The 24,646-nt window shown below is 66.8% G+C and carries 20 protein-coding genes; 1 reads left to right on the forward strand and 19 read right to left on the reverse strand.

The window, feature by feature from the left end; all coding sequences use genetic code 11:
- Positions 1–8 precede the first annotated feature (8 nt).
- Together argJ and secA are read right to left on the reverse strand one after the other, a co-directional pair.
- Positions 9–1,250, reverse strand: a complete 1,242-nt coding sequence (argJ, locus tag GQ56_RS0112320) for a bifunctional glutamate N-acetyltransferase/amino-acid acetyltransferase ArgJ (RefSeq protein ID WP_031398943.1) — start codon at positions 1,248–1,250, stop codon at positions 9–11.
- A gap of 144 nt (positions 1,251–1,394) precedes the next feature.
- Complete coding sequence (gene secA, locus GQ56_RS0112325) at positions 1,395–4,193, reverse strand: preprotein translocase subunit SecA (protein ID WP_031398944.1); 2,799 nt, start codon at positions 4,191–4,193, stop codon at positions 1,395–1,397.
- Positions 4,194–4,450: 257 nt separating this feature from the next.
- Here secA and GQ56_RS0112330 point away from each other — a divergent pair, with 257 nt between their 5' ends.
- Positions 4,451–4,927, forward strand: coding sequence for a DUF721 domain-containing protein (locus tag GQ56_RS0112330; protein WP_031398945.1), 477 nt, complete (start codon positions 4,451–4,453; stop codon positions 4,925–4,927).
- Between the two features lie 78 nt (positions 4,928–5,005).
- Here GQ56_RS0112330 and lpxC read toward each other — a convergent pair whose 3' ends face one another.
- The 17 genes from lpxC to mraZ all read right to left on the reverse strand — a co-directional run bounded on the left by lpxC (position 5,006) and on the right by mraZ (position 24,338).
- Positions 5,006–5,923 carry a UDP-3-O-acyl-N-acetylglucosamine deacetylase gene (lpxC, locus tag GQ56_RS0112335; protein ID WP_031398946.1) on the reverse strand — a complete coding sequence of 306 codons (918 nt, stop codon included), beginning with the start codon at positions 5,921–5,923 and terminating at the stop codon, positions 5,006–5,008.
- A gap of 241 nt (positions 5,924–6,164) precedes the next feature.
- Positions 6,165–6,671: a peroxiredoxin gene (locus GQ56_RS0112340; protein WP_031398947.1), complete on the reverse strand. Its 507-nt coding sequence runs from the start codon at positions 6,669–6,671 to the stop codon at positions 6,165–6,167.
- A gap of 188 nt (positions 6,672–6,859) precedes the next feature.
- A complete protein-coding gene (gene ftsZ, locus GQ56_RS0112345) occupies positions 6,860–8,056 on the reverse strand; it encodes a cell division protein FtsZ (protein WP_011350843.1) in 1,197 nt (398 codons plus the stop codon).
- Positions 8,057–8,245: 189 nt separating this feature from the next.
- Complete coding sequence (gene ftsA / locus GQ56_RS0112350) at positions 8,246–9,478, reverse strand: cell division protein FtsA (RefSeq protein ID WP_006487138.1); 1,233 nt, start codon at positions 9,476–9,478, stop codon at positions 8,246–8,248.
- Positions 9,479–9,504: 26 nt separating this feature from the next.
- Complete coding sequence (locus tag GQ56_RS0112355; protein ID WP_031398948.1) at positions 9,505–10,257, reverse strand: cell division protein FtsQ/DivIB; 753 nt, start codon at positions 10,255–10,257, stop codon at positions 9,505–9,507.
- A 20-nt stretch (positions 10,258–10,277) separates the two neighbouring features.
- Positions 10,278–11,219 carry a D-alanine--D-alanine ligase gene (locus GQ56_RS0112360; RefSeq protein ID WP_031398949.1) on the reverse strand — a complete coding sequence of 314 codons (942 nt, stop codon included), beginning with the start codon at positions 11,217–11,219 and terminating at the stop codon, positions 10,278–10,280.
- Position 11,220: 1 nt separating this feature from the next.
- On the reverse strand, positions 11,221–12,618 hold the full coding sequence (gene murC / locus GQ56_RS0112365) for a UDP-N-acetylmuramate--L-alanine ligase (RefSeq protein ID WP_031398950.1): 1,398 nt from the start codon (positions 12,616–12,618) through the stop codon (positions 11,221–11,223).
- Positions 12,619–12,718: 100 nt separating this feature from the next.
- Positions 12,719–13,822 (reverse strand): undecaprenyldiphospho-muramoylpentapeptide beta-N-acetylglucosaminyltransferase, encoded by a 1,104-nt coding sequence (gene murG / locus GQ56_RS0112370; RefSeq protein ID WP_031398951.1) that lies wholly within the window; start codon positions 13,820–13,822, stop codon positions 12,719–12,721.
- Positions 13,819–15,102: a putative lipid II flippase FtsW gene (gene ftsW / locus GQ56_RS0112375; protein WP_031398952.1), complete on the reverse strand. Its 1,284-nt coding sequence runs from the start codon at positions 15,100–15,102 to the stop codon at positions 13,819–13,821. The genes murG and ftsW overlap by 4 nt, the downstream gene beginning before the upstream one ends.
- Entirely contained in the window at positions 15,099–16,610 is a 1,512-nt protein-coding gene (murD, locus tag GQ56_RS0112380) for a UDP-N-acetylmuramoyl-L-alanine--D-glutamate ligase (RefSeq protein ID WP_031398953.1), read from the reverse strand. The genes ftsW and murD overlap by 4 nt, the downstream gene beginning before the upstream one ends.
- 28 nt (positions 16,611–16,638) lie before the next feature.
- Positions 16,639–17,808, reverse strand: coding sequence for a phospho-N-acetylmuramoyl-pentapeptide-transferase (gene mraY / locus GQ56_RS0112385; RefSeq protein WP_006477019.1), 1,170 nt, complete (start codon positions 17,806–17,808; stop codon positions 16,639–16,641).
- A 16-nt stretch (positions 17,809–17,824) separates the two neighbouring features.
- The gene (locus tag GQ56_RS0112390; RefSeq protein WP_031398954.1) at positions 17,825–19,231 is read right to left on the reverse strand and encodes a UDP-N-acetylmuramoyl-tripeptide--D-alanyl-D-alanine ligase; all 1,407 of its coding nucleotides are present in this window, start codon (positions 19,229–19,231) and stop codon (positions 17,825–17,827) included.
- The gene (locus tag GQ56_RS0112395; protein ID WP_031398955.1) at positions 19,228–20,766 is read right to left on the reverse strand and encodes a UDP-N-acetylmuramoyl-L-alanyl-D-glutamate--2,6-diaminopimelate ligase; all 1,539 of its coding nucleotides are present in this window, start codon (positions 20,764–20,766) and stop codon (positions 19,228–19,230) included. The genes GQ56_RS0112390 and GQ56_RS0112395 overlap by 4 nt, the downstream gene beginning before the upstream one ends.
- On the reverse strand, positions 20,763–22,610 hold the full coding sequence (locus tag GQ56_RS0112400) for a peptidoglycan D,D-transpeptidase FtsI family protein (RefSeq protein ID WP_031398956.1): 1,848 nt from the start codon (positions 22,608–22,610) through the stop codon (positions 20,763–20,765). The genes GQ56_RS0112395 and GQ56_RS0112400 overlap by 4 nt, the downstream gene beginning before the upstream one ends.
- A complete protein-coding gene (gene ftsL / locus GQ56_RS0112405; protein WP_031398957.1) occupies positions 22,607–22,948 on the reverse strand; it encodes a cell division protein FtsL in 342 nt (113 codons plus the stop codon). The genes GQ56_RS0112400 and ftsL overlap by 4 nt, the downstream gene beginning before the upstream one ends.
- A complete protein-coding gene (gene rsmH / locus GQ56_RS0112410) occupies positions 22,945–23,886 on the reverse strand; it encodes a 16S rRNA (cytosine(1402)-N(4))-methyltransferase RsmH (protein ID WP_031398958.1) in 942 nt (313 codons plus the stop codon). Before rsmH ends, ftsL begins: the two co-directional genes overlap by 4 nt.
- 23 nt (positions 23,887–23,909) lie before the next feature.
- Positions 23,910–24,338, reverse strand: coding sequence for a division/cell wall cluster transcriptional repressor MraZ (gene mraZ / locus GQ56_RS0112415; RefSeq protein ID WP_006400450.1), 429 nt, complete (start codon positions 24,336–24,338; stop codon positions 23,910–23,912).
- Positions 24,339–24,646 lie beyond the last annotated feature (308 nt).

Genomic DNA, 24,646 nt, shown 5'->3' on the forward strand with positions numbered 1-24,646 from the left:
GCTCCGGCTCAGGAGCGGTAATCCGCGTTGATGCTCACGTAATCGTGCGACAGGTCGCACGTCCAGACGGTGGCCTGCGCGTCGCCGCGGCCGAGCAGCACGCGAATCGTGATTTCGCTCTGCTTCATCACGCGCTGGCCGTCCTCTTCCTGGTAGGCCGGATTGCGGCCGCCCGCCTTCGCGACGAGCACGTCGTCGAGATAGAGGTCGATCTTGCCGACGTCGAGATCCGTGACGCCCGCGTAGCCGATCGCCGCGAGAATCCGGCCGAGGTTGGGGTCGGATGCATAGAAAGCCGTCTTCACGAGCGGCGAATGGCCGATCGCGTACGCGATCTGGCGGCATTCGGCGACGTTCTTGCCGCCCTCGACCTGCACCGTCATGAATTTCGTCGCACCTTCGCCATCGCGGACGATCAATTGCGACAGCACCTGCGCGACTTCCGTCACCGCATCGCGCAGCGCCGCATAGGCCGGCGAATCGGTCGACGTGATCGCCGGCAGCGTGCTCTTGCCCGACGCGATCAGGATGAACGAGTCGTTCGTCGACGTATCGCCGTCGATCGTGATGCAGTTGAACGAACGGTCGGCGACTTCCTTCACGAGCGTGTCGAGCACCGGCTGAGCGACGTTCGCGTCGAACGCAAGGAAACCGAGCATCGTGGCCATGTTCGGCTTGATCATGCCCGCGCCCTTGCTGACGCCCGTCAGCGTGACCGTGTGGCCGTCGATCGTCACCTGGCGCGAAGCGGCCTTCGGCAGCGTATCGGTCGTCATGATCGCCTGCGCGGCATCGAACCAGTTCGCGGCCTTGCGGTTCGCGAGCGCGGCCGGCAAGCCGGCCTTCAGGCGATCGATCGGCAGCGGCTCGAGAATCACGCCGGTCGAGAACGGCAGCACCTGCGCCGGCTCGATGCCCGCGAGGCGCGCGAGTTCCGTGCAGGTCTCGCGTGCGTTCACGAGGCCCGGCTCGCCGGTGCCCGCGTTCGCGTTACCCGTGTTCACGACGAGCGCGCGAATGCCCGCGCCGCCCGCGCGCACCTTCGCCAGATGCTCGCGGCAGACGATGACCGGCGCCGCGCAGAAGCGGTTTTCGGTAAACACGCCCGCGACCGTCGCGCCCTCGTCGACGGAGATGACCAGCACGTCCTTGCGATTCGGCTTGCGGATGTTCGCTTCCGCCCAGCCGAGCGTGACGCCGGCGACGGGATGCAGTTGGGCGGGATCGATCGACGGAAAATTGACAGCCATGGGGCACACCTGCCGGATGGAAAATGCCGGCACACGCCGGCATCGATTGGAAGAACCGGCGGCCGCACGCGCGGGCCGCCGCAACTCACATCACTCACTCGAAGCTGCGAACGAAGCGGCACGCGTGACGCGCGCCGCCGCCGATCATGACAGCTTCCCGTGACAGTGCTTGTACTTCTTGCCGCTGCCGCACGGGCACGGATCGTTACGGCCGACCTTCGGCATTTCGCCGCCGGGGCCGCTGTGGGTCATCGCGCTGCCGACCATGTCGGCCGTTGCCGCGGCCGCCGCGACCGCCGCACCGCCCGCCACCGGCGTGCTGGCTTCCGCGAATTCGGCGTGCTGGTATTCGACGTTCTCGAGATGACCGCCACGCTCCTCGATCTGCTCGGCCGCTTCCTCGAGCTGTTCCGGCGACTGGATCTGCACGTTCATCACGACACGCGTGACTTCCTGCTTGATCGCGTCGAGCATCGCGGCGAACAGCTCGAACGCTTCGCGCTTGTATTCCTGCTTCGGATTCTTCTGCGCATAGCCGCGCAGATGGATGCCCTGGCGCAGGTGGTCGAGCGCCGCGAGGTGCTCGCGCCACAGGCGGTCGACCGTCTGCAGCATCACCGAGCGCTCGAACGCGCTGAACGATTCGCGGCCGACCATCGCGACCTTGGCCTCGTACTGCTCGTCGGCGGCCGTCGTCACCGCTTCGAGGATCTCCTCGGCCGTGATCGACGACGACTCGTTCACCATTTCCTGGATCGCGAGGTCGAGCTGCCAGTCGTTGCGCAGCGCTTCCTCGAGCTCGGGCACGTCCCACTGCTCCTCGATGCTGCCTTCCGGCACGAACTGGCCGACGACTTCGGTCACCACGCCGTGACGCATCGCGGTGATGGTCTCGGTGATGTCGTGCGCTTCGAGCAGTTCGTTGCGCTGCTGGTAGATCACCTTGCGCTGGTCGTTCGACACGTCGTCGTATTCGAGCAGCTGCTTGCGGATGTCGAAGTTGCGCGCTTCGACCTTGCGCTGCGCGGATTCGATCGAGCGCGTGACGATGCCGGCCTCGATCGCCTCGCCTTCCGGCATCTTCAGGCGATCCATGATCGAGCGCACGCGGTCGCCCGCGAAGATGCGCAGCAGCGGATCGTCGAGCGACAGGTAGAAGCGCGACGAGCCCGGATCGCCCTGGCGGCCCGCACGGCCGCGCAGCTGGTTGTCGATCCGGCGCGATTCGTGGCGTTCGGTGCCGATGATGTGCAGGCCGCCCGCGGCCTTCACCTGCTCGTGCAGCGTTTCCCACTCGTCGTGCAGCTGCTGGATGCGGCGCGCCTTTTCGTCGGCGGGAATCGCATCGTCGGCGTCGATGAACGCGGCCTGCTTCTCGGCGTTGCCGCCGAGCACGATGTCGGTACCGCGACCGGCCATGTTGGTCGCGATCGTCACGCGTTTCGGACGGCCGGCTTCCGCGACGATCGCCGCTTCGCGCTCGTGCTGCTTCGCGTTCAGCACCTCGTGCGGCAGCCCGGCCTGCTTCAGCAGGTGCGACAGCAGTTCCGAGTTCTCGATCGACGTCGTGCCGACCAGCACCGGCTGGCCGCGCTCGTAGCAGTCGCGGATGTCGCGGATCACCGCGTCATAGCGCTCCTTGGCCGTCTTGTAGATCTGGTCCTGCTTGTCGATCCGCTTCGGCGGACGGTTGGTCGGGATCACGACCGTCTCGAGACCGTAGATCTCGTTGAATTCGTATGCTTCGGTGTCCGCGGTACCGGTCATGCCGGCCAGCTTCGCGTACATCCGGAAGTAGTTCTGGAACGTGATCGATGCGAGCGTCTGGTTCTCGCTCTGGATCTTCACGTGTTCCTTCGCCTCGACGGCCTGGTGCAGGCCGTCGGACCAGCGGCGGCCGGCCATCAGGCGGCCCGTGAATTCGTCGACGATCACCACTTCGCCGTTCTGCACGACATAGTGCTGATCCTTGTGGAACAGCGTGTGGGCGCGCAGCGCAGCGTACACGTGGTGCATCAGCGTGATGTTCTGCGGCGCATACAGGCTCTCGCCCTCGCCGATCAGCCCCCAATCGGCGAGCAGGCGCTCGGCCTTCTCGTGGCCCGATTCGGTCAGGAACACCTGGCGCGCCTTTTCGTCGAGCGTGTAGTCGCCCGGCTTCTCGACGCCCGTGCCGTCGGCCTTCTCCTCGCCGATCTGGCGCTCGAGCAGCGGCGGCAGCGCGTTCATCCGCACGTACAGCTCGGTGTGATCCTCGGCCTGGCCCGAAATGATCAGCGGCGTACGCGCCTCGTCGATCAGGATCGAGTCCACTTCGTCGACGACCGCGAAGTTCAGCGCCCGCTGCACGCGCGCGTCGGTCTCGTAGACCATGTTGTCGCGCAGGTAGTCGAAGCCGAACTCGTTGTTCGTGCCGTACGTGATGTCCGCCGCGTAGGCCTGCTGCTTCTGGTCGTGTTCCATGCCGGACAGGTTGATGCCGACCGACAGACCGAGGAAGTTGTAGAGGCGCGCCATCCATTCGGCGTCGCGCTGCGCGAGGTAGTCGTTGACCGTCACGACGTGCACGCCGCGGCCCGCCAGCGCATTCAGGTACACGGGCAGCGTCGCGACGAGCGTCTTGCCCTCGCCGGTGCGCATTTCCGCGATCTTGCCGTAGTGGAGCACCATGCCGCCGATCATCTGCACGTCGAAGTGCCGCATCTTCAGCACGCGGCGGCTCGCCTCGCGACAGACCGCGAACGCCTCGGGCAGCAGCTTGTCGAGCGACTCGCCGGCCGCGATCCGCTGGCGGAATTCGTCCGTCTTGCCGCGCAACTGGTCGTCCGTCAGCTTCTCGATCTGCGTTTCGAGCGCATTGATCGTCGTGACGGTCTTTTGGTATTGCTTGACGAGCCGCTGGTTGCGGCTGCCAAAAATTTTCTGGAGAAAACCGGTTGTCATCGGATCGGATCCTGCGTCGCAGCACCGGCGCCCGGCGCGTATTGCGCGCCCCGGCGCCCGAGCCTCGGCGGCTTAGCGAATTAGTGGACTCAAACGTCGAATTTTAGCACGCGGGAAAGCATGCGCCCGAGTCTCGGCCGGACCGGCATTGCGCGCCGACAGCCGGGCGCATGGGGCGAAAGCCGCCCGTGCGCGGGCCGGCGCGGGTACAATCGGCGTCAACCGTCCGCGCGCGTGCGCGCCCGAAGAATGTCTCGATGAACCGATTTTCCAAGCGTTTCGGCCCGCTCGCCGCGTATCGCCCGCAACCCGTGTCCGAGGTGCTCAATCGCACGGACGCGTTCGCGGCGCTGCGCGCCGGTGTCGAACAGGTCGCGTCGCTGCAGCGCGATCTTGCCGCGCTCCTGCCCGACTATCTGGCGAATCACGTCGAACCCGGCTTCGTGAAGGACGGCACCCTGACCCTCTTTGCCGCGCACAACGCGCTGGCCGCGCGGCTGCGACAGGTCGAGCCGCGGCTGCTCGGCGATCTGCAGAAGCGCGGCTGGCCGGTCTCGACGCTGCGCGTGCGCGTGCGCCCGAAGGATGCGCCGGAGCCGCCGCACGTGAAACAGGCGCGGATGACGTCGGTCGGCGCGGCCGCGCTGCGCGACCTGGCCGATCACCTCGAACCGTCGCCGCTGCAAGCCGCGCTCGCGCGGATGGCGGCACGGCATGGCGCGAAACCGCGCTGAGCCGGCGCCCGCGCCGGCATCGCCCGGCCAATAAAAAAGCGGCCCGAGGGCCGCTTTTTTGCTTGCGCCGAACGCCGGTCAGGCGAAGGCCGTCTGCATGTCGAACGCAAAGCCCTTCGGCGCGGCCTGCGAATCGTCGAACGTGACGATCTCGTACGCATCCTCGTGCGCGAGCAGTTCGCGCAGCAGCGCGTTGTTCAGTCCGTGGCCCGATTTGTACGCCGTATACGACGCCAGCAGCGGATGACCGATCACGTACAGGTCGCCGATCGCATCGAGCATCTTGTGCTTCACGAATTCGTCGTCGTAGCGCAGCCCGTCGTTGTTCAGGATGCGGTACTCGTCGAGCACGATCGCGTTTTCCATGCTGCCGCCGCGGGCGAGACCCATCTCGCGCAGCATCTCGGCCTCATGCGCGAAACCGAACGTGCGCGCGCGCGCAATCTCGCGCACGTACGACGTATTCGCGAAATCGACCTCGAGTTCCTGGCCGGTCTTGTCGACGGCCGGGTGGCGGAAGTCGATCGAGAACTTCAGCTTGAAACCGAAGTACGGATCGAGACGCGCGAATTTGTCGCCGTCGCGGATCTCGACCGTCTTCTTCACCTTGATGAAGCGCTTCGGCGCGTTCTGCTCCTCGATCCCGGCGGACTGGATCAGGAACACGAAGGTCGCCGCGCTGCCGTCCATGATCGGGATTTCCTCGGCCGTCACGTCGACATAGAGATTGTCGATGCCCAGGCCGGCACACGCCGACATCAGGTGCTCGACGGTCGAGACGCGCACGCCATCCTTCTGCAGCACCGACGCGAGCCGCGTGTCGCCGATCGACGTCGCCGCGGCGGGAATGTCGACGGGCGTGGGAAGGTCGACGCGCGAAAAGACGATGCCCGTGCCCGGCGCGGCGGGACGGAGCGTCAGCTCGATCTTGCGGCCCGAGTGGACACCGATCCCCACGGTCTTCACGATGGATTTGATGGTGCGCTGCTTCAGCATGGTGTTCTTCGTCGTGATTGAAGAATTCAATCAGGAGTTATATTCGATAGGAGGGATTATAGCGTAATTCCCTATTCAGCGCAGTTTGAAACTGCGTATCAATCTGTTTCAGCCGTTTACCCTGGCGAATACGGGACGGGCCGATGCCCGGAACGGAGGCGTTTCCGGTCATCGGCCCGTGTTACAACTGCCCCGAAGGCCGGTGAGCAGCGTTGCCGGCAGGCAACGGCGCACCGCACGATCAGGACGTCAACGTCGCGAGAACACTCGCCGCATCGCTCACTTCGAATTTGCCCGGCGCCTCGACGGCCAGCGTCTTGACCACACCGCCGTCAATCACCATCGCGTAGCGCAGGGAACGAATTCCCATGCCACGCGCGGACAAATCCTGCGTCAGCCCCAGCGCATGAGTGAAAGCCGCGCTGCCGTCCGCCATCATGCGCACCTTGCCCGCGGTGTGCAGATCACGTCCCCATGCGCCCATCACGAATGCGTCGTTGACGGACACGCACCAGATCTCGTCGATGCCCGCCGAGCGCAGCTGCTCGGCGTGTTCGACGTAGCCCGGCACATGCTGCGCGGAGCAGGTCGGCGTGAAAGCGCCCGGCAATCCGAAGATCACCACCCGCTTCCCCGCAACCTGGTCGCGCACGCTGAAGGCATTCGGCCCCAGCGTGCACCCTTCGCGCGCGTCGTCGATGAATTCGAACAATTGCGCGTCGGGCAGCGCGTCGCCCACTTGAATCATGGCTGGTCCCTCATAGCGATACGGTTTTTCAGCGTGTTGCGGACAGCACGGCCCATCCCGCCTCGCACGAGCGAAGAGGGCACGTTTCCCGGCCCGGCGTCGCTGCCGACGCGGCCTGTCGTGGTCCGTAGCATCCGTCACGCCGGCGATACCGCGGCAGTCTCGCCGCGGCTTCGCCTGTGTTTGCGTCAGTCAGCCTGCTTGCGCAGGAATGCCGGGATGTCGTACGTGTCGACACCCTTCTCCTGCAGCGCCTGCACGTGCGATGCCGCGGTTTCGCGCGAATTGCGCCACACCGCCGGCGTATCGAGCGCGCCGTAGTCGGCCGTGCTGACGTGATGCGTCGGGGCATAGCCGTGCGAGACCGCGCTGACCGGCTGGTTGTCCGTACCCGTGCGCAGCAGCGTCATCGGTGCCGACTGCTGCTTCTTCGCCGCACGGCCCAGACCCGTCGCCACGACCGTCACGCGCAGTGCATCGCCCATCGCATCGTCGTACACCGCACCGAAGATCACGGTCGCGTCTTCCGCCGCGTAGCTCTTGATCGTGTTCATCACTTCGCGCGTTTCCGACAGGCGCAGCGAACGGCTCGACGTGATGTTGACCAGCACGCCGCGCGCACCCGACAGATCGACGCCTTCGAGCAGCGGGCTCGCCACGGCCTGTTCCGCCGCGAGGCGTGCGCGATCGACGCCGGCAACCGTCGCCGTGCCCATCATCGCCTTGCCCTGCTCGCCCATCACCGTCTTCACGTCTTCGAAGTCGACGTTCACGAGGCCATCGACGTTGATGATTTCCGCGATGCCGGCCACTGCGTTGTTCAACACGTCGTCCGCGCACTGGAAGCACTTGTCCATCTCGGCATCGTCGCCCATCACGTCGAACAGCTTGTCGTTCAGAACGACGATCAGCGAGTCGACGTGATCCTCCAGTTGCTGCGAGCCGGCTTCGGCGACGCGCATGCGCTTGCCGCCTTCGAACTCGAACGGCTTGCTGACGACACCCACCGTCAGGATGCCCATCTCTTTCGCGATCTGCGCGACCACCGGCGCTGCGCCCGTGCCCGTGCCGCCGCCCATGCCGGCCGTGATGAAGACCATGTGCGCGCCACGCAGCGCGTCGGCGATGCGCTCGCGCGCTTCTTCCGCTGCCGCACGGCCCATTTCCGGCTTCGCACCGGCGCCGAGGCCCGTGTTGCCGAGCTGGATCACCGACGATGCGCGCGAACGCGACAGCGCCTGCGCATCCGTGTTCATCACGATGAAGTCGACGCCCTGCACGCCGCGGTTGATCATGTGCTGGACGGCATTGCCGCCAGCGCCGCCAACGCCCACCACCTTGATGATGGTGCCGTTGGTTTCGGTTTCCAGCATTTCGAATTCCATTGTTGCCTCCGTCAAGAGAAATACTGCTACTCGGCCGTTATTCGGCAGGAGATCGGGCAACCCCCTGTCGCGCGCCAGCCGCCGGCACCGGCGCGAATTTCGATTCGGTTCTTCCTCGGAAAACGCCGGGCCGTCCCGGGCTTTCCCGCCCCCGGGGGGCTGGCTCGGCATGCCGAGCCGCTTGGATGCTTAAAAATTGCTCAGGAACCACTCCTTCATCCGCGAGAACACCTGCCCCGCGTTGCCGGACTGCACGGCGACCTTGCGGCCGCGCATGCGCTGCGCGCTGCCTTCGACGAGCAGCCCCATCGCCGTCGAATAGCGCGGATTGCGCACGACGTCGGACAGGCCGCCCGCATACTCCGGCGCGCCGATGCGCACCGGCTTCAGGAAAATGTCCTCGCCGAGCTCGACCATGCCCGGCATCATCGACGCACCGCCGGTAATGACCACGCCGGAGCTCAGCAGTTCTTCGTAACCCGATTCGCGCACCACCTGCTGCACGAGCGAGAACAGCTCCTCGACACGCGGCTCGATCACGGCCGCGAGCGCCTGGCGCGACAGCGTGCGCGGGCCGCGCTCGCCGAGCCCCGGCACTTCGACCATCTCGTCCGGATCGGCGAGCGCCTGCTTCGCGATCCCGTAGCCGACCTTGATGTCTTCCGCATCCGGCGTCGGCGTACGCAGCGCCATCGCGATGTCGCTCGTGATCTGGTCGCCGGCGATCGGAATCACCGCGGTATGGCGAATCGCGCCTTCGGCGAAGATCGCGATGTCCGTCGTGCCGCCGCCGATGTCGACCAGCACCACGCCGAGATCCTTTTCGTCCTCCGTCAGCACGGCCAGCGACGACGCGAGCGGCTGCAGGATCAGATCGTTCACTTCGAGCCCGCAGCGGCGCACGCACTTGACGATGTTCTGCGCGGCGCTCACCGCGCCCGTCACGATGTGCACCTTCACTTCCAGCCGGATGCCGCTCATCCCGATCGGCTCGCGCACGTCTTCCTGGCCGTCGATGATGAATTCCTGCGTGAGGATGTGCAGCACCTGCTGGTCGGTCGGGATGTTGATCGCCTTGGCGGTCTCGATCACGCGCGCGACGTCCGTCTGCGTGACTTCCTTGTCCTTGATCGCGACCATCCCGCTCGAGTTGAAGCTGCGGATGTGGCTGCCGGCGATCCCCGTGAACACGTTGGTGATCTTGCAGTCGGCCATCAGCTCGGCTTCCTCGAGCGCGCGCTGGATCGACTGCACGGTGGCCTCGATGTTGACCACCACACCTTTCTTCAGACCCTTCGACTCGCTCTGGCCGAGACCGATCACCTCGTAGTGACCCTCGCCCTTCAGCTCGGCGACGATGGCCACCACCTTCGACGTGCCGATGTCGAGGGAAACCAGCAGATCCTTGTAGTCTTTGCTCATAAAGTGCTCTTGCGTGTGATCTCTCGTTACTTCTTGCGCTTGTCGGTATCGGTCAGGAACCGCATGCCTGCCGCGCGAATCGCGAATCCGTTCGGATAGCGCAGGTCCGCGTACTCGATGTCGTTGCCCCAGCGCTCCGTGACGGCCGGCCACGCGGCCACCAGGCGCTGACTCCGGTCATGCAGGGTGTCGCTGTTGCGTTCCTTGCCCAGCTCGACCTGCATGCCGTTCGACAGCTTCACCGTCCACGCGTAGCGCGCCGACAGCGTCACTTCTTCCGGCGCCGCCTTCAGCGGCGCAAACCATTTCCCGAAGTCGCGATACCGCGTGACGACTTCCTTCGCACTGCCTTCCGGGCCGTCGAACGCCGGCAATTCCTGTTCCAGCTCGCCCTGGTTCGCGGTAAACAGCTCGCCGTCGACGCTCACGAGCTGGTCGCTGCCCCAGGTCCCGAGCGGTTTGTACTCCTCGAGCGTGACAGCCAGCGCATTCGGCCACACCCGGCGCACGCTCGCGTGGCGCACCCACGGCATCTGCTCGAACGCGGTGCGCGCCGCATCGAGATCGACCGTGAAGAAATTGCCCTTCAGCCGGCCGACCACACCCGCGCGCACCGTCGGCGAATTGATGTGCTCGGTGTCGCCGTCGATGCGGATTTCCCGCAGCGCGAACGTCGGGCGCTGGATCAGCCAGTAGCAGCCGGCCGCCGCCAACACGAGCAGCAGCATCGCGTACAGCGCGCTGGCGGCAAGGTTGAGTTGGCGAACGTTGTTCCACATGACGTCTTTCCGTTCCTGCTTCAGTCGTTGAGCGTGAGCGCCAGCACTTTCACCACCAGCTCCGAGTAGCTGATGCCGACCGCGCGCGCCGCCTTCGGCGGCAGCGAGTGGTCGGTCATGCCCGGCGCGGTGTTCACTTCCAGGAAGTACGGGTTGCCGGCGGCGTCCAGCATGAAGTCCGCACGGCCCCAGTCGGTGCAGCCGAGCACGTCGAACGACCGGCGCGCGATGCGCTTCAGCTCCGCTTCCTGTTCGGCCGGCAGGCCGCACGGGATCAGGTACTGCGTGTCGTCGGCCACGTATTTCGCGTGGTAGTCGTAGAACTCGCCCGCCGGCACGATCTTGATCAGCGGCAGATCGAGATCGCCGGCGATGCACGCGGTGTATTCGCCCCCGCCTTCGATGCTCTTCTCGACGATCACGATCCTGTCGTGCTTCGCGGCTTCCTCGAGCGCGGCCGGCAGCGCGTCGGCCGTCTTCACCTTCAGCACCGCCACGCTCGAGCCTTCGCTCGCCGGCTTCACGAACAGCGGCAGCCCGAGCTTCGCGACGATGTCGGTCGCGCGTGCGGCGAGGTCGTCGCCGCGCATCACCGTCTCGAACGGCGGCGTCGGCACGCCCGTCTGCTGCCACACGAGCTTCGTGCGGAACTTGTCGAGCCCGAGCGCCGACCCGAGCACGCCGCTGCCCGTGTAGCGGATGCCATAGAAATCGAGCGCGCCCTGGATCTGGCCGTTCTCGCCGTAGCCGCCGTGCAGCGCGTTGAACGCGCGCACGAAGCCTTCGTCCTTCAGCGCCGACAGCGGCCGCTCGGCCGGGTCGAACGGATGCGCATCAACGCCCGCGTCACGCAGGCCCTGCAGCACGAGGCGGCCCGAGGTCAGCGACACCTCGCGCTCGGCGGATTCGCCGCCGAACAACACTGCCACCTTGCCGAAACGTTTCGGATCGATCCCGCTCATGTCATGCCTTCTGTTGAATGTGTTGCACGAGCTTCGCCGGCACGCCGCCGATCGAACCCGCGCCCATCGTGATCACCACGTCGCCGTTGCGCGCGACCTTCGCCAATGCATCCGGCACGTCGTCCACCGTCGCGACGAACACCGGGTCAACCTTCCCCACCTCGCGCAGCGCACGCGACAGCGCGTCGCCGTTGGCCGTCGAGATCGCGGCCTCGCCGGCCGCGTAGACTTCCGTCAGCACCAGCGCATCGACCGTCGACAGCACGTTGACGAAATCGTCGAAGCAGTCGCGCGTGCGCGTATAGCGATGCGGCTGGAACGCCAGCACGAGGCGGCGGCCCGGGAACGCGCCGCGCGCGGCCGCGATCGTCGCGGCCATCTCGACCGGGTGATGGCCGTAGTCGTCGATCAGCGTGTAGTGGCCGCCGTCCGCGCCCGGCACCTCGCCGTAACGCTGGAAGCGCCGGCCGACGCCGTTGAATTCGGCCAGCGCCTGCTGGATCGCGTCGTCGTCGACGCCGAGATCGGTCGCGATCGCGATCGCCGCCAGCGCGTTCTGCACGTTGTGCAGACCCGGCAGGTTCAGCACGACCGCGAGCGGCGCACGCCCTTCGCGGATGACCGTGAAGTGCATCCGGCCGTCGCGCGCATCGATGTCTTCCGCGCGCACCTGCGCGTCCGGCGACAGGCCGTAGCGCACCACCGGCTTCGAGATGAACGGGATGATCTGCCGCACGTTCGGATCGTCGACGCACACCACCGCGCTGCCGTAGAACGGCAGGCGCTGCGTGAATTCGATGAACGCCTGCTTGAGCCGCGCGAAATCGTGGCCGTAGGTGTCCATGTGGTCGGCATCGATGTTCGTGATGACTTCGATCACCGGATACAGGTTCAGGAACGACGCGTCCGACTCGTCGGCCTCGGCCACGATGAAATCGCCGGTGCCCAGCCGCGCATTCGCGCCGGCGCTGATCAGCCGCCCGCCGATCACGAAGGTCGGGTCGAGCCCGCCCGCCGCCAGCACGCTCGCGACGAGGCTCGTCGTCGTGGTCTTGCCGTGCGTGCCGGCGATCGCGATCCCCTGCTTCAGGCGCATCAGCTCCGCGAGCATCACCGCCCGCTGCACGATCGGCACGCGCCGGTGGCGCGCGGCGAGCACTTCCGGATTGTCCGAGCGCACCGCCGTCGACACGACGACCGCGTTCGCCCCCTCGATGTTTGCCGCGTCATGGCCGATCGCGATCCGTGCGCCGAGCGCCTGGAGACGATCGGTCACCGCATTGCGCGACAGGTCCGAGCCGCTGACCTCGTAGCCGAGGTTGACGAGCACCTCGGCGATGCCGCTCATGCCCGAGCCGCCGATTCCGACGAAATGAATGTGTTTGACGATATGTTTCATGTCAGCCTCCGCCGGGCCGCCGCATGCCCCGAAAGAGACGCATGGTGGGGACGGAAGGGTCGAGCCCTCCCGAGCGAGCGATGTGAGCGTGTGGGTTGTTTCATTGATGTTCTTCCAGGTTCGCGCCGGCCGCCTTCGCGCACACGCGCGCGACCTCGTCGGTGGCCTCGGGCTTCGCCAGCGAGCGCGAACGTTCCGCCATGTCCGCGAGCGATGCCCGCGACTGGCCGCGCAGCCAGTCGGCGAGCAGATCCGCCGACAGGTCGCGTTGTTGCACCAGCACCGCCGCGCCCGCATCGGCGAGGAACGCCGCGTTGCTCGTCTGGTGATCGTCGACCGCGTACGGGAACGGCACGAACAGCGCCGCCACGCCCACCGCCGCGATCTCCGACACCGTCATCGCGCCCGACCGGCAGATCACGAGATCCGCCGCCGCGTACGCGGCCGCCATGTCGTCGATGAACGGCACGAGCCGCACGTCCTCTCCGGCCGCGAAACCGGCTGCTTCGTAATTCGCCTTCAGTGCGTCGATGTGCTTCGCGCCGGCCTGATGCACGATGCGCGGGCGCTCGCCCGGCGCCAGCATCGCCAATGCGCGCGGCACGACTTCGTTCAGCGCGGCCGCACCGAGGCTGCCGCCGACGACCAGCACGTTCAGCGGGCCGCTGCGCGACGCGTAGCGTGCTTTGGGTGCTTCCGTGCCCGCAAGTTCCGCGCGAATCGGGTTGCCCGTCCATTCCGCGTGCGGCAGCGCGCCGGGAAATGCGACGAGCACGCGTTTCGCGAATTTCGCGAGCACCTTGTTCGTCAGGCCCGCGATCGAGTTCTGTTCATGCAGCACGAGCGGACGGCCCGACAGCGCGGTCATCACGCCCGCCGGGAACGTGATGTAGCCGCCCATTCCGAGCACGACGTCCGGCCGCACGCGGCGCAGCGCGCCGAGGCTCTGCCAGCACGCGCGCAGCAGATTGACCGGCAGCGTCAGCTTGGTCTTCAGCCCCTTGCCGCGCAGCCCGCCGAACCGAACGTATTCCATCGGAATGCCGTGCTTCGGCACGAGCGTCGCTTCCATCCCGGCCGGATTGCCGAGCCATACGACGCGCCAGCCCGCCGCTTCCATCCGGTGCGCGACCGCGAGCCCCGGGAACACGTGGCCCCCGGTGCCGCCCGCCATCACCATCAGCGTACGTCGCGACGCGGTCATACCTTCCCTCCGCGCATCAGCACCCGGTTTTCGTAGTCGACCCGCAGCAGCACCGCGAGGGCGATGCAGTTGAGCAGAATGCCCGAGCCGCCGTAGCTCACGAGCGGCAGCGTCAGCCCCTTGGTCGGCAGCAGCCCGAGGTTCACGCCCATGTTGATGAAGGTCTGCGCGCCGAACCAGATGCCGATGCCTTTCGCCGTCAGGCCCGCGAACGTGCGGTCGAGCGCGAGCGCCTGGCGGCCGATCTCGAACGCGCGGCGCACGATCCAGTAGAACAGCAGGATCACGACCAGCACGCCGACGAAGCCCAGTTCCTCGCCGATCACCGCGAGGATGAAGTCGGTATGCGCTTCAGGCAGGTAGTTCAGCTTCTCGACGCTGCCGCCGAGGCCGACGCCGAACCACTCGCCGCGCCCGAACGCGATCAGCGAGTGCGTGAGCTGGTACGCCTTGCCCTGCGCGTAGCGCTCGTCCCACGGATCGAGATACGCGAAGATCCGCTCGCGACGCCACGGCGACAGCCACACGAGCATCGTGAAGGTGCCGACCGCCGTCGCGACGAGCCCGCCGAACAGCTTTCCGTTCACGCCGCCGAGGAACAGCACGCCCATCGCGATCGCCGCGACCACCATGAACGCGCCCATGTCCGGCTCGAGCAGCAGCAGCGCGCCGACCAGGCCGACCGCGAACGCCATCGGCAGGAAGCCCTTCGCGAAGCTCTGCATGTATTCCTGCTTGCGCACCGTGTAGTTCGCCGCGTAGATCGTCACCGCGAGCTTCATGATTTCCGACGGCTGCATGTTCGTGATGCCGAGCGGAATCCAGCGGCGCGCGCCGTTCACGCCCTTGCCGACGTGCGGAATCAGCACGATCACGAGGCCGACGAGCGCGATCAGGAAGAGATGCGGCGCGTACTTGTCCCACGTCGACACCGGCACGCGAAACGCGACCACCGCCGCGACGAACGCGACGACGAGCGACACGCAGTGGCGCATCAGGAACGCGTAATCGTGATACGACGCGTATTTCGGCGAATCGGGCATCGCAATCGACGCCGAATAGACCATCACGACGCCGAGCCCGAGCAGCGCGATCGCAACCCACAGCAGCGAATAGTCGAAGTCGAGCATTCGCGAACGGCTCGGGCGCACGCCGTTGACGACGCTCGCGAGGCCGCCCGTCGCGGCGCGCGTGGCCGATGCGACGCGACCGCCCGCGGCATTGCCGCCGGTATCGCGTCGGTCGTTGAAGCGGGAGACGAGGCGATCGGACCAGCTCATGGCGTCGCTCCTTTGTCGATGGCGATTTCGTCGACCGCCGCGCGGAACACCTCTGCGCGATGGGCGTAGTTCCTGAACATGTCGAGGCTTGCACACGCGGGCGACAGCAGTACGGCATCGCCCGGCTCCGCCAGCTCGGCCGCCGCACGCACCGCGCCTTCGAGCGTCTCGTGGCCGGCGAGCGGCACGCCCGTTTCGGCGAGCGTGTCGCGCAGCGCCGGCGCGTCGCGGCCGATCAGCATCACCGCGCGGCACCAGCGCGCCACCGGCGCGACCAGCGGCGCGAAGTCCTGTCCCTTGCCGTCCCCGCCCGCGATCAGCACGATCTTCTGCGCGAGCCCGTCGAGCGCGGCAACCGTCGCGCCGACGTTCGTGCCCTTGCTGTCGTCGACGTAGTCCACGTCGTCGATCGTCGCAATCACTTCGACACGATGCGCTTCGCCGCGATACTCGCGCAGCGCATGCAGCAGCGGCGCGGCCGGCAGGTCGATCGCCCGCGCGAGCGCGAATGCGGCCAGCGCGTTCGCCGCGTTGTGCAGCCCGCGAATCCGCAGCGCGTCGACCGGCATCAGGCGCTTCTGCGCGATGTCGGGCGTGTGCGCGTCGCGCTTGCGCCGGCGGCTCGTCGCCGCCGCTTCATCCGGCGCCTCGCGATCGATGGCTTCCACCAGCCATGCGATGCCGTTGTCGCGGGTCAGCCCGTAATCGCCGTCCTGCGTCGGTTCGTTCAGGCCGAACGTGACCGTACGCGGCGCGTCGGCCGCGCCTGCGGCCGGCGCGAACTTCATCACGGCCGCGTCGTCGCAGTTCAGCACGCGCGTCGTCGTCGCGCCGAAGATCCGGCCCTTTGCCGCCGCATACGCGTCGAAGCTGCCGTGCCAGTCGAGATGATCCTGCGTGATGTTCAGGATCGCGGCCGCATCGGGCGCGAAGGTGCGCGCGGTCTCGAGCTGGAAGCTCGACAGTTCGAGCACCCACACGTCCGGAAGCGCCGTTTCGTCGATCGCGCCCGCCAGCCGGTCGAGCATCGCGGGGCTGATGTTGCCCGCGACGGCGACCTTCCTGCCCGAACGCTGGCACAGCAGGCCCGTGAGGCTCGTCGTCGTGGTCTTGCCGTTGGTGCCCGTGATCGCGAGCACCTTCGGCTGGTAGCCGCTCGTGCCGAGCGCGCGCAGCGCCTGCGCAAAGAACTCCAGTTCACCCCACACGGCGATCCCGCGCTCGTTCGCGGCCGCGACCAGCGCCGCGAGCGCCGGTTCAAGCGGCGACAGCCCGGGGCTCAGCCCGACGATCTCGACGCCGCCGTCGAGCAGCGCGGGCGCGAACGGCCCGCCGACGAATTCCGCATCGATGCCTTCGGCCTGCAGCGCGGCAAGGTTCGGCGGCGCCTCGCGGGTATCGGCAATGCGCAGCCGGCACCCGTGCCTCGCGCACCATCGCGCGATCGCGAGACCCGATTCCCCGAGCCCCAGTACGAGCACCATCGGCCGTTGCCGATCTCCAAACATCTCGCCAGACATCCTTGTTACCTTTCCTTTACCGCAGCTTGAGGGTGGTCAGACCGAACAGGCACAGCATCAGCGTGATGATCCAGAAACGCACGACCACCTGCGTTTCCTTCCAGCCGGACAATTCGAAATGGTGATGCAGCGGCGCCATCTTCAGCAGGCGCCGCCCTTCGCCGTAACGCTTCTTCGTGTACTTGAACCACGAAACCTGCAGCATCACCGACAGCGTTTCGGCCACGAAGATGCCGCCCATGATGAACAGCACGATTTCCTGGCGCACGATCACCGCGACCGTGCCGAGCGCGCCGCCGAGCGCCAGCGCGCCGACGTCGCCCATGAACACCTGCGCGGGGTGCGTGTTGTACCAGAGGAACGCGAGCCCTGCCCCGCCCATCGCGGAACAGAAGATCAGCAGTTCGCCCGCGCCCGGGATGTGCGGGAACAGCAGGTATTTTGAATAGACCGCGCTGCCCATCACGTACGCGAACACACCCAGCGACGCGCCGACCAGCACGACCGGCATGATCACGAGACCATCGAGGCCATCGGTCAGGTTCACCGCGTTGCTCGCGCCCACGATCACGAAGTAGGTCAGCACGATGAAGCCCCAGACGCCGAGCGGATAGCTGATCGACTTCAGGAACGGCAGCATCAGGTCGGCGCGCGCCGGCAGCCCCATCGACAGCCCGCTCCGCACCCACGCCATGAACAGGTCGAACACGCGCACGTTGTTCGCCTCGGACACGCTGAACGCGAGGTAGACGGCCGCGAACAGCCCGATCACCGATTGCCAGAAATACTTTTCACGCGACGACATCCCGCGCGGATCCTTGTGGACGACCTTGCGGTAATCGTCGACCCAGCCGATCACGCCGAAACCGAACGTGACGAGCATCACGATCCAGATGAAACGGTTCGTCAGGTCGCCCCACAGCAGCGTCGCGACCGCGATGCCGATCAGGATCAGCACGCCGCCCATCGTCGGCGTGCCCGACTTGACGAGGTGCGTCTGCGGGCCGTCCTTGCGCACGGCCTGACCGACCTTCATTTGCGTCAGCTTGCGGATCACCCAGGGTCCGCACACGAGCCCGATCCCGAGCGCGGTGATGGTGGCCATCACCGCACGGAACGTGAGGTACGTGAACAAGCGCAAAAAGCTTGCGTCTCCTTGCAGCCATTGCGCCAGCGCCAGCAGCATGCTTCCTTCCTTCTACTCAGTGAGCGGCGGGCGCCGTGCCCGCCGCGGGTTGATTCGTCAGCGCGTCGACCACGCGCTCCATCTTCATGTACCGCGAACCCTTCACGAGCACCGTCGCCTGCGCGCCGTAGCCCGCCGCGAGCAATGCGTCGACCAGCGCGCCGACATCGCCGAAATGGCGCGCCGCCTCACCGTACGCCGCGCATGCATCGCGCGATGCGTCGCCGAGCGCGAACAGCGCGTCGATCCCGCGCTCGCGCGCGTAGGCGCCGATCTCGCGATGGAATGCCGGCCCTTCGTCGCCCACCTCGCCCATGTCGCCGATCACCAGCACGCGCGGCGACGGATGGGCGGCGAGTACGTCGATCGCGGCCCGCATCGAATCGGGATTCGCGTTGTACGTATCGTCGACGACCGTCGCGCCCGCGAGGTTGCCGGCGACCGCCCGCTTGACCTGCAGCCGGCCCTTGACCGGCTCGAACGCTTCGAGGCCCCGCTTGACCGCCGCCAACGCGACGCCGGCGCCCAGCGCCGCGGCTGTCGCGGCCAGCGCATTGCGCGCGTTGTGCTCGCCGAGCGCGCGCAACCGCACCGTGACAGCGCCCGCCGGCGTGTCGATCGCGAGTTCGCCGCCGTGCAGGCGGCCGATGACCTGCGCATCGTTCTGCCGCTCGGCGTCGTGCAACGCGAAATCGAGGATCCGGTTGCCGGTCGCCGCGACACGCCAGATGCCCGCATACGCATCGTCGGCCGGGAACACCGCGACGCCGTCCGGCGGCAGCGCGTGAATCACGGACGCGTGTTCGAGGGCGACGGCTTCGACCGTCGCCATGAATTCCTGGTGCTCGCGCTGCGCGTTGTTGACGAGTGCGACCGTCGGCGCCGTGAGGCGTGCGAGGATTTCGGTCTCGCCCGGGTGGTTCATCCCGATCTCGATCACCGCGAGACGATGCGCGGCCGACAGGCGCAGCAGCGTCAGCGGCAGACCGACGTCGTTGTTCAGGTTGCCCGCCGTCGCGAGCCGTGCGTCGGCGCCGACCGCAGCCGCGAAGATCGACGCGATCATTTCCTTGACGGTCGTCTTGCCGTTGCTGCCCGTCACCGCGACGAGCGGCAACGGGAATCGTTTGCGCCAGCCGTGTGCAAGCGCGCCGAGCGCGGCACGTGTTTCACCGCCCACGATCGCCGGCATCGTCACGCCGGCCGGCACATGCTCGACCAGCGCCGCAGCCGCGCCGCGCGCGGCGACATCGCCGAGGAACGCATGCGCATCGAAGCGCTCGCCCTTCAGCGCGACGAACAGGTCGCCCGGGCCGGCCGTGCGGCTGTCGGTCGACACGCGGTCGAACGTGACGCCCGCATCGCCGTGCACCGTTGCGCCCGGAATCAGACGGGCGGCTTCGCCGAGACTGAGCATCGTCATTCGGCGCCTCCCTTGCCGTGCGTCGCCCGCGCCGCCAGCGCGAGGCGCGCGTGATCCTGATCGGAGAACGTCCGTTTCTTGCCCATGATTTCCTGCGTGGCCTCGTGGCCCTTGCCGGCCAGCACGACGACATCCTCGCGCGCCGCGCTGCGCACGGCCTGCAGGATCGCGCTCGCGCGATCCTCGATGCGGCGCGCGTGTTCGGGCGCGGTCATGCCGGCGACGATCTGGTCGATGATGCGCTGCGGATCCTCGCTGCGCGGGTTGTCGCTCGTGACGACGGTTTCGTCGGCGAGCCGCTCCGCGATCGCGCCCATCAGCGGACGCTTCGTCGCGTCGCGATCGCCGCCGCAGCCGAACATGCAGACGAGCCGGCCGCCGCGCGCCGCCGCGATCGGGCGCAGCGCGTCGAGCGTCTTCTCGAGGGCGTCGGGCGTGTGCGCGTAATCGATCACGACGAGCGGTTCATCGTTCTGCAGCCGGCCGCCGAGCCGCTGCATCCGGCCGTTGACCGACTCGAGCCGCGCGATCTCGGCAAGCGCCGCGTCGAACGGCACGTCGGCCGCGAGCAGCGAGCCGAGCACGGCGAGCAGGTTGCTGACGTTGAACATGCCGAGCGTGCCGACTTCGACGTCCGCGTCGCCCCATGACGAACGCAGCCGGAATGCGGTGCCCGTCGCGGTGGCGCGCACGTCGAGCGCGACCAGTTCGCGATCGGCATCGGGTGCCGGCGCGTCGCCGATCCCGTATGCGATCGTACGCACGCGGCCGGCCAGCTTCTCGAGCAGGCGGCGGCCGGCGTCGTCGTCGCGATTGATGACGGCCGCACGCAGGCCGCGCCACGCGAACAGCTTCGCCTTGGCGGCTTCGTACGCATCGAACGTGCCGTGATAGTCGAGGTGATCCTGCGTGAGGTTCGTAAACACCGCGATGTCGAATGCCGTCCCGTTCACGCGCCCCTGATGCAGCGCATGCGACGAGACTTCCATTGCCACGGCCTTCGCACCGGCGTCGCGCAATTGCGCGAGGCTGCGCTGCAGCTGCGGCGCGTCGGGCGTCGTGAAACCGGTCGGCACGAGCTGGCCGGGCATCCCGGTGCCGAGCGTGCCGATCAGCGCGCACGGCTGGTGCAGCGCCGTCAGCGCGGTGGCGATCCAATGCGTGCACGACGTCTTGCCGTTCGTGCCGGTCACGCCAACCGTAAGCAGGCTGTCGCTCGGGTCGCCGTACCAGCCGCTCGCGATCTCGCCGGCGAGCTGGTCGAGCGCCGGCACCGCCAGCGCGACGGGCACGGCCGGCGCCGCGGCCAGCCCTTCCGGCTGGTACAGCACGGCAGCCGCGCCGCGCGCGACGGCGTCGATCGCGAACGCACGATTGTCGGCCCCGTCGACCGCATAGGCGAGAAACACGTCGCCAGCCTTGAGGCTGCGCGTGTCGGCATGCAGTTGCGCTGCGGGGGCCACATGCTGACGCAGCCACGCAAGCGCGGCTGCGATCTGCTGATGCGCCGGATGAGAACTGCGGGCGGCGCTCATCGAACCACTCCTGGTGAATTACGTGTCGTGCTGGATACGATCATATGCTTCGCACCGCTCCCCGCGGCCAGCTTTTGCGGGCCCGCTGCGGAAGGCGCCGCAGGCGAATCGTCGGACACGACGAGCTGCTTGATCGGCATGTTCGGCGGCACGTTCAGCGCCCGCATCGTGTCGCCGGCAATCGCCGAGAATACGGGGCCGGACACCTGGCCGCCGAAGTGGCTGCCGGCGGTCGGCTCGTCGACCGACACCGCGATCACGACGCGCGGATTCGGCATCGGCGCCATCCCGACGAACGACGCGCGGTACTTGCGTGTGTAGCCGTGACCTTCGTGCTTGTACGCGGTACCGCTCTTGCCGCCGACGCGGTAGCCGGGCACGGCTGCGTCAGGCGACGTACCGCCCGGCGCGACCACCGTCTCGAGCATCGCACGCACTTCGCGCGCGGTGGTCGGCGTAAACACCTGCGTCCCCGTGATCGGCTGATTGGGGTCGGTCTTGAAAATGGTCACGGGCATCAGCTCGCCGTCGTGCGCGATCGCCGTGTAGGCACGCGCGAGCTGGAACAGCGACACCGACAGGCCGTAACCGTACGACATCGTCGCCTGCTCGATGCGCCGCCAGCTCTTCCACGGCCGCAGACGGCCGGCCACCGCGCCCGGAAACCCGACCTTCGGCGCCTGGCCGAGGCCGATGCTCGTATACATGTCCCACATTTCCTCGGGCCGCATCGTCATCGCGATCTTCGTCGCGCCGATGTTGCTCGATTTCTGGATCACGCCGCCGACCGTCAGCGTGCCGAAGCCCGCGTCGTCGGTGATCGGCGCGCCGTCGAGCACGAAATGCCCGTTACCCGTTTCGACGAGCGTGTTCGGCGTCACGCGATGCAGGTCGAGCGCGAGCGACACCGTAAACGGCTTCATGATCGAGCCCGGCTCGAACACGTCGGTCATGATCCGGTTGCGCAGCTGCTCGCCCGTCATGCGCGAGCGGTCGTTCGGGTTGTACGTCGGGTAGTTGACGAGCGCGAGCACCTCGCCGGTGCGCACGTCGACCACCATCGCCGCGCCCGCCTTCGCCTTGAACTTGTCGACGGCGGCCTTCAGGTTCGCGTATGCGATGTACTGGATCTTGCTGTCGATCGACAGGTCGACGTCGGTGCCGTTGTGCGGCGGGATCTGTTCGGCGACGTCCTCGACGATGTGCCCCATCCGGTCCTTGATCACGCGACGCACGCCCGACGTGCCGGACAGCAGCTTCTGGTCGCCGAGCTCGACGCCCTCCTGCCCTTCGTCCTCGACGTTTGTGAAACCGATCAGGTGGGCGGTGATCTCGCCTTCCGGATAGAAGCGCTTGTATTCGTTGCGCTGATAGATACCGGGAATGTCGAGCGCGGCGACCTTGTCCGCGACGTCGATCGGCACCTGGCGCTTCACGTAGACGAAACCCTTGTCTTCCGACAGTTTTACGCGCAGTTCCTTCGGCGTCATGCCGAGGAGCTGGCCGAGCTGGTTGACCTTGTCGGCGTCGAGATCGTCCGGCACCGCGTCGGGAATCGCCCAGATCGCGCGCACGGGCAGGCTCGTCGCGAGCACGAGCCCGTTACGGTCGAGGATCTTGCCGCGCGTCGCGGGCAGCTCGATCGTGCGCTGATAGCGGCTTTCACCCTGCTTCTGATAGAACGCGTTGCCGGGGCCCTGAATCCAGAATGCCCGCGCGGCCAGCGCGACGAACGCCATGAACAGCAGGAACACGACGAGCTTCGAGCGCCACATCGGCAGATGCACGCCCAGCACGGGGCTCGACGAGAACTTCACGTTCTGGCGTTTCGGCGACGGTTTCATCGCGCGCCCCCCTTGCCCTTGCCGGCCGCGTCGGCCGACGCCGGAATCGGCGCATCGGTCGCCTTCGCGGCGCCCGGCGACAGCGTCAGGTATTGCGTGCGGCCGGTCGAGATCGGCTGCATCTTCAGCGAATCGTTCGCGAGCTGCTCGATGCGCGACGTCTTCGACAACGCGCTCTGCTGATACTGGAGCTGCGCGTAGTCCTGCTGGAGCTGACGCTCCTGCGACTGCGCGCGCTGCAGCTGGATGAAGATCTGGCGCTGCTGGTTCGTCGAGTTGACGACCGACAGCGCGCAACCCATCACGATGATCAGCAGGAAGATGTTGAAGCGGCTCATGGCGTGACGCGCTCCGCAATGCGCATCACGGCCGAGCGGGCACGCGGATTCGCCGCCACTTCCGCTTCGCTCGGGAAATGACGGCCGATGATCTTGAGCGGCGGGCTCGGGAGGTCGACGGCACGGATCGGCAGGCGACGATCGACCGCGGGCGCACTCGCGTGCGCCTGCATGAATCGCTTGACGATCCGGTCCTCGAGTGAATGAAAGCTGATGACCACCAGCCGCCCCCCTTGCTCCAGCAACGACAGTGCCGCGTCTAGTACGACTTGCAGGTCCGCAAGCTCTTGATTGACGTGAATCCGTATAGCCTGAAAGGTGCGGGTTGCCGGATCCTTGCCCTTCTCACGGGTTTTGACGACGTGACCCACGATTTGGGCAAGCTCGCCCGTGGTGTCGAGAGGCCCAAGACGGTCGGACTCTGCCCGGCGAGCAACAAGCGCCTTTGCAATCTGAAAAGCAAACCGTTCTTCCCCATAATCCCGTATCACCTCCGTCAATTCCTGCACCGAAGCCCGCGCGAGCCATTCCGCGGCCGACTCGCCGCGCGTCGGATCCATCCGCATGTCCAGCGGACCATCGGCGCGGAAGCTGAAGCCGCGCGCCGGATCGTCCACCTGCGGCGAGGACACGCCCAGATCGAGCAACACACCCGACACCTTCTCGACGCCGCGCGCCGCAAGCGCATCGCGCATCGATGCAAAGCTGTCATGCACGATCGAGAAGCGGGCATCCGCGATGCCCTCCGCCGTCTCGATCGCCCTCGGATCCTTGTCGAACGCGATCAGCCGCCCGGCCGGCGCCAGCCGCGCGAGCACCGCGCGACTATGACCGCCGCGCCCAAAGGTGCCGTCGACATACACGCCGTCCGGTCGCATCACGAGCGACTCGACCGCTTCGTCCAACAGCACCGTCCGATGCTGCAATTCGTTTCCCATCGCGGGCGTCTCCGTCACCGCAATCAGAACGTGAAATTCTTCAGCGCGTCGGGCATGCCCTGCGCCATCGCCGCCTGCTCCTTCGCGATGTAGGTCTGCGAATCCCACAGCTCGAAGTGACTACCCATTCCCAACAACATGACTTCCTTTTCCAGTCCGGCTGCCATGCGCAGCTCGGGCGATACAAGAATCCGGCCCGCGCTGTCGAGATCGACGTCCATCGCATTGCCGAGAAAAATTCGTCGCCACCAATGCGCGTCCATCGGCAGCGCGGCGATCTTGGCGCGGAATACCTCCCATTCGGGGCGCGGAAACAGCAACAGGCAGCCGTCCGGGTGCTTGGTCACAGTCACCCGTCCTTCTGCCTGTCCTTGCAGCGCTTCGCGATAGCGAGCCGGCACCGACATCCGCCCTTTCGCATCGAGCGTCAGCGCCGACGCCCCTTGGAACACTTTCCGCTCTCCCGTTCAGGGCACCGAAGCACCCGCTCCATGCTGAGAATTTAGCCGGAACAGCCCGCTAAATCACACAAAAATACACTTTCTCACACTGTCTCCCACTTTAGAGGAAGGGTGTGGCACGGTCAAGGGAGCGGCCCGCTTTTTTGACGAATTTTGTTAGTTAGAACAAGGACTTACGCGCACATGCTCATGCGGCCCCTCATTCTAAAAACCGTTATAAATGAATGAACTAGTGCAACTTGTGAAGGTGATACGTGAGAAAGACGAGCCAGACGGGTGTGCGGGCGGGGCTTTCGGGG

Source organism: Burkholderia paludis, assembly GCF_000732615.1.
Taxonomy (GTDB): domain Bacteria; phylum Pseudomonadota; class Gammaproteobacteria; order Burkholderiales; family Burkholderiaceae; genus Burkholderia; species Burkholderia paludis.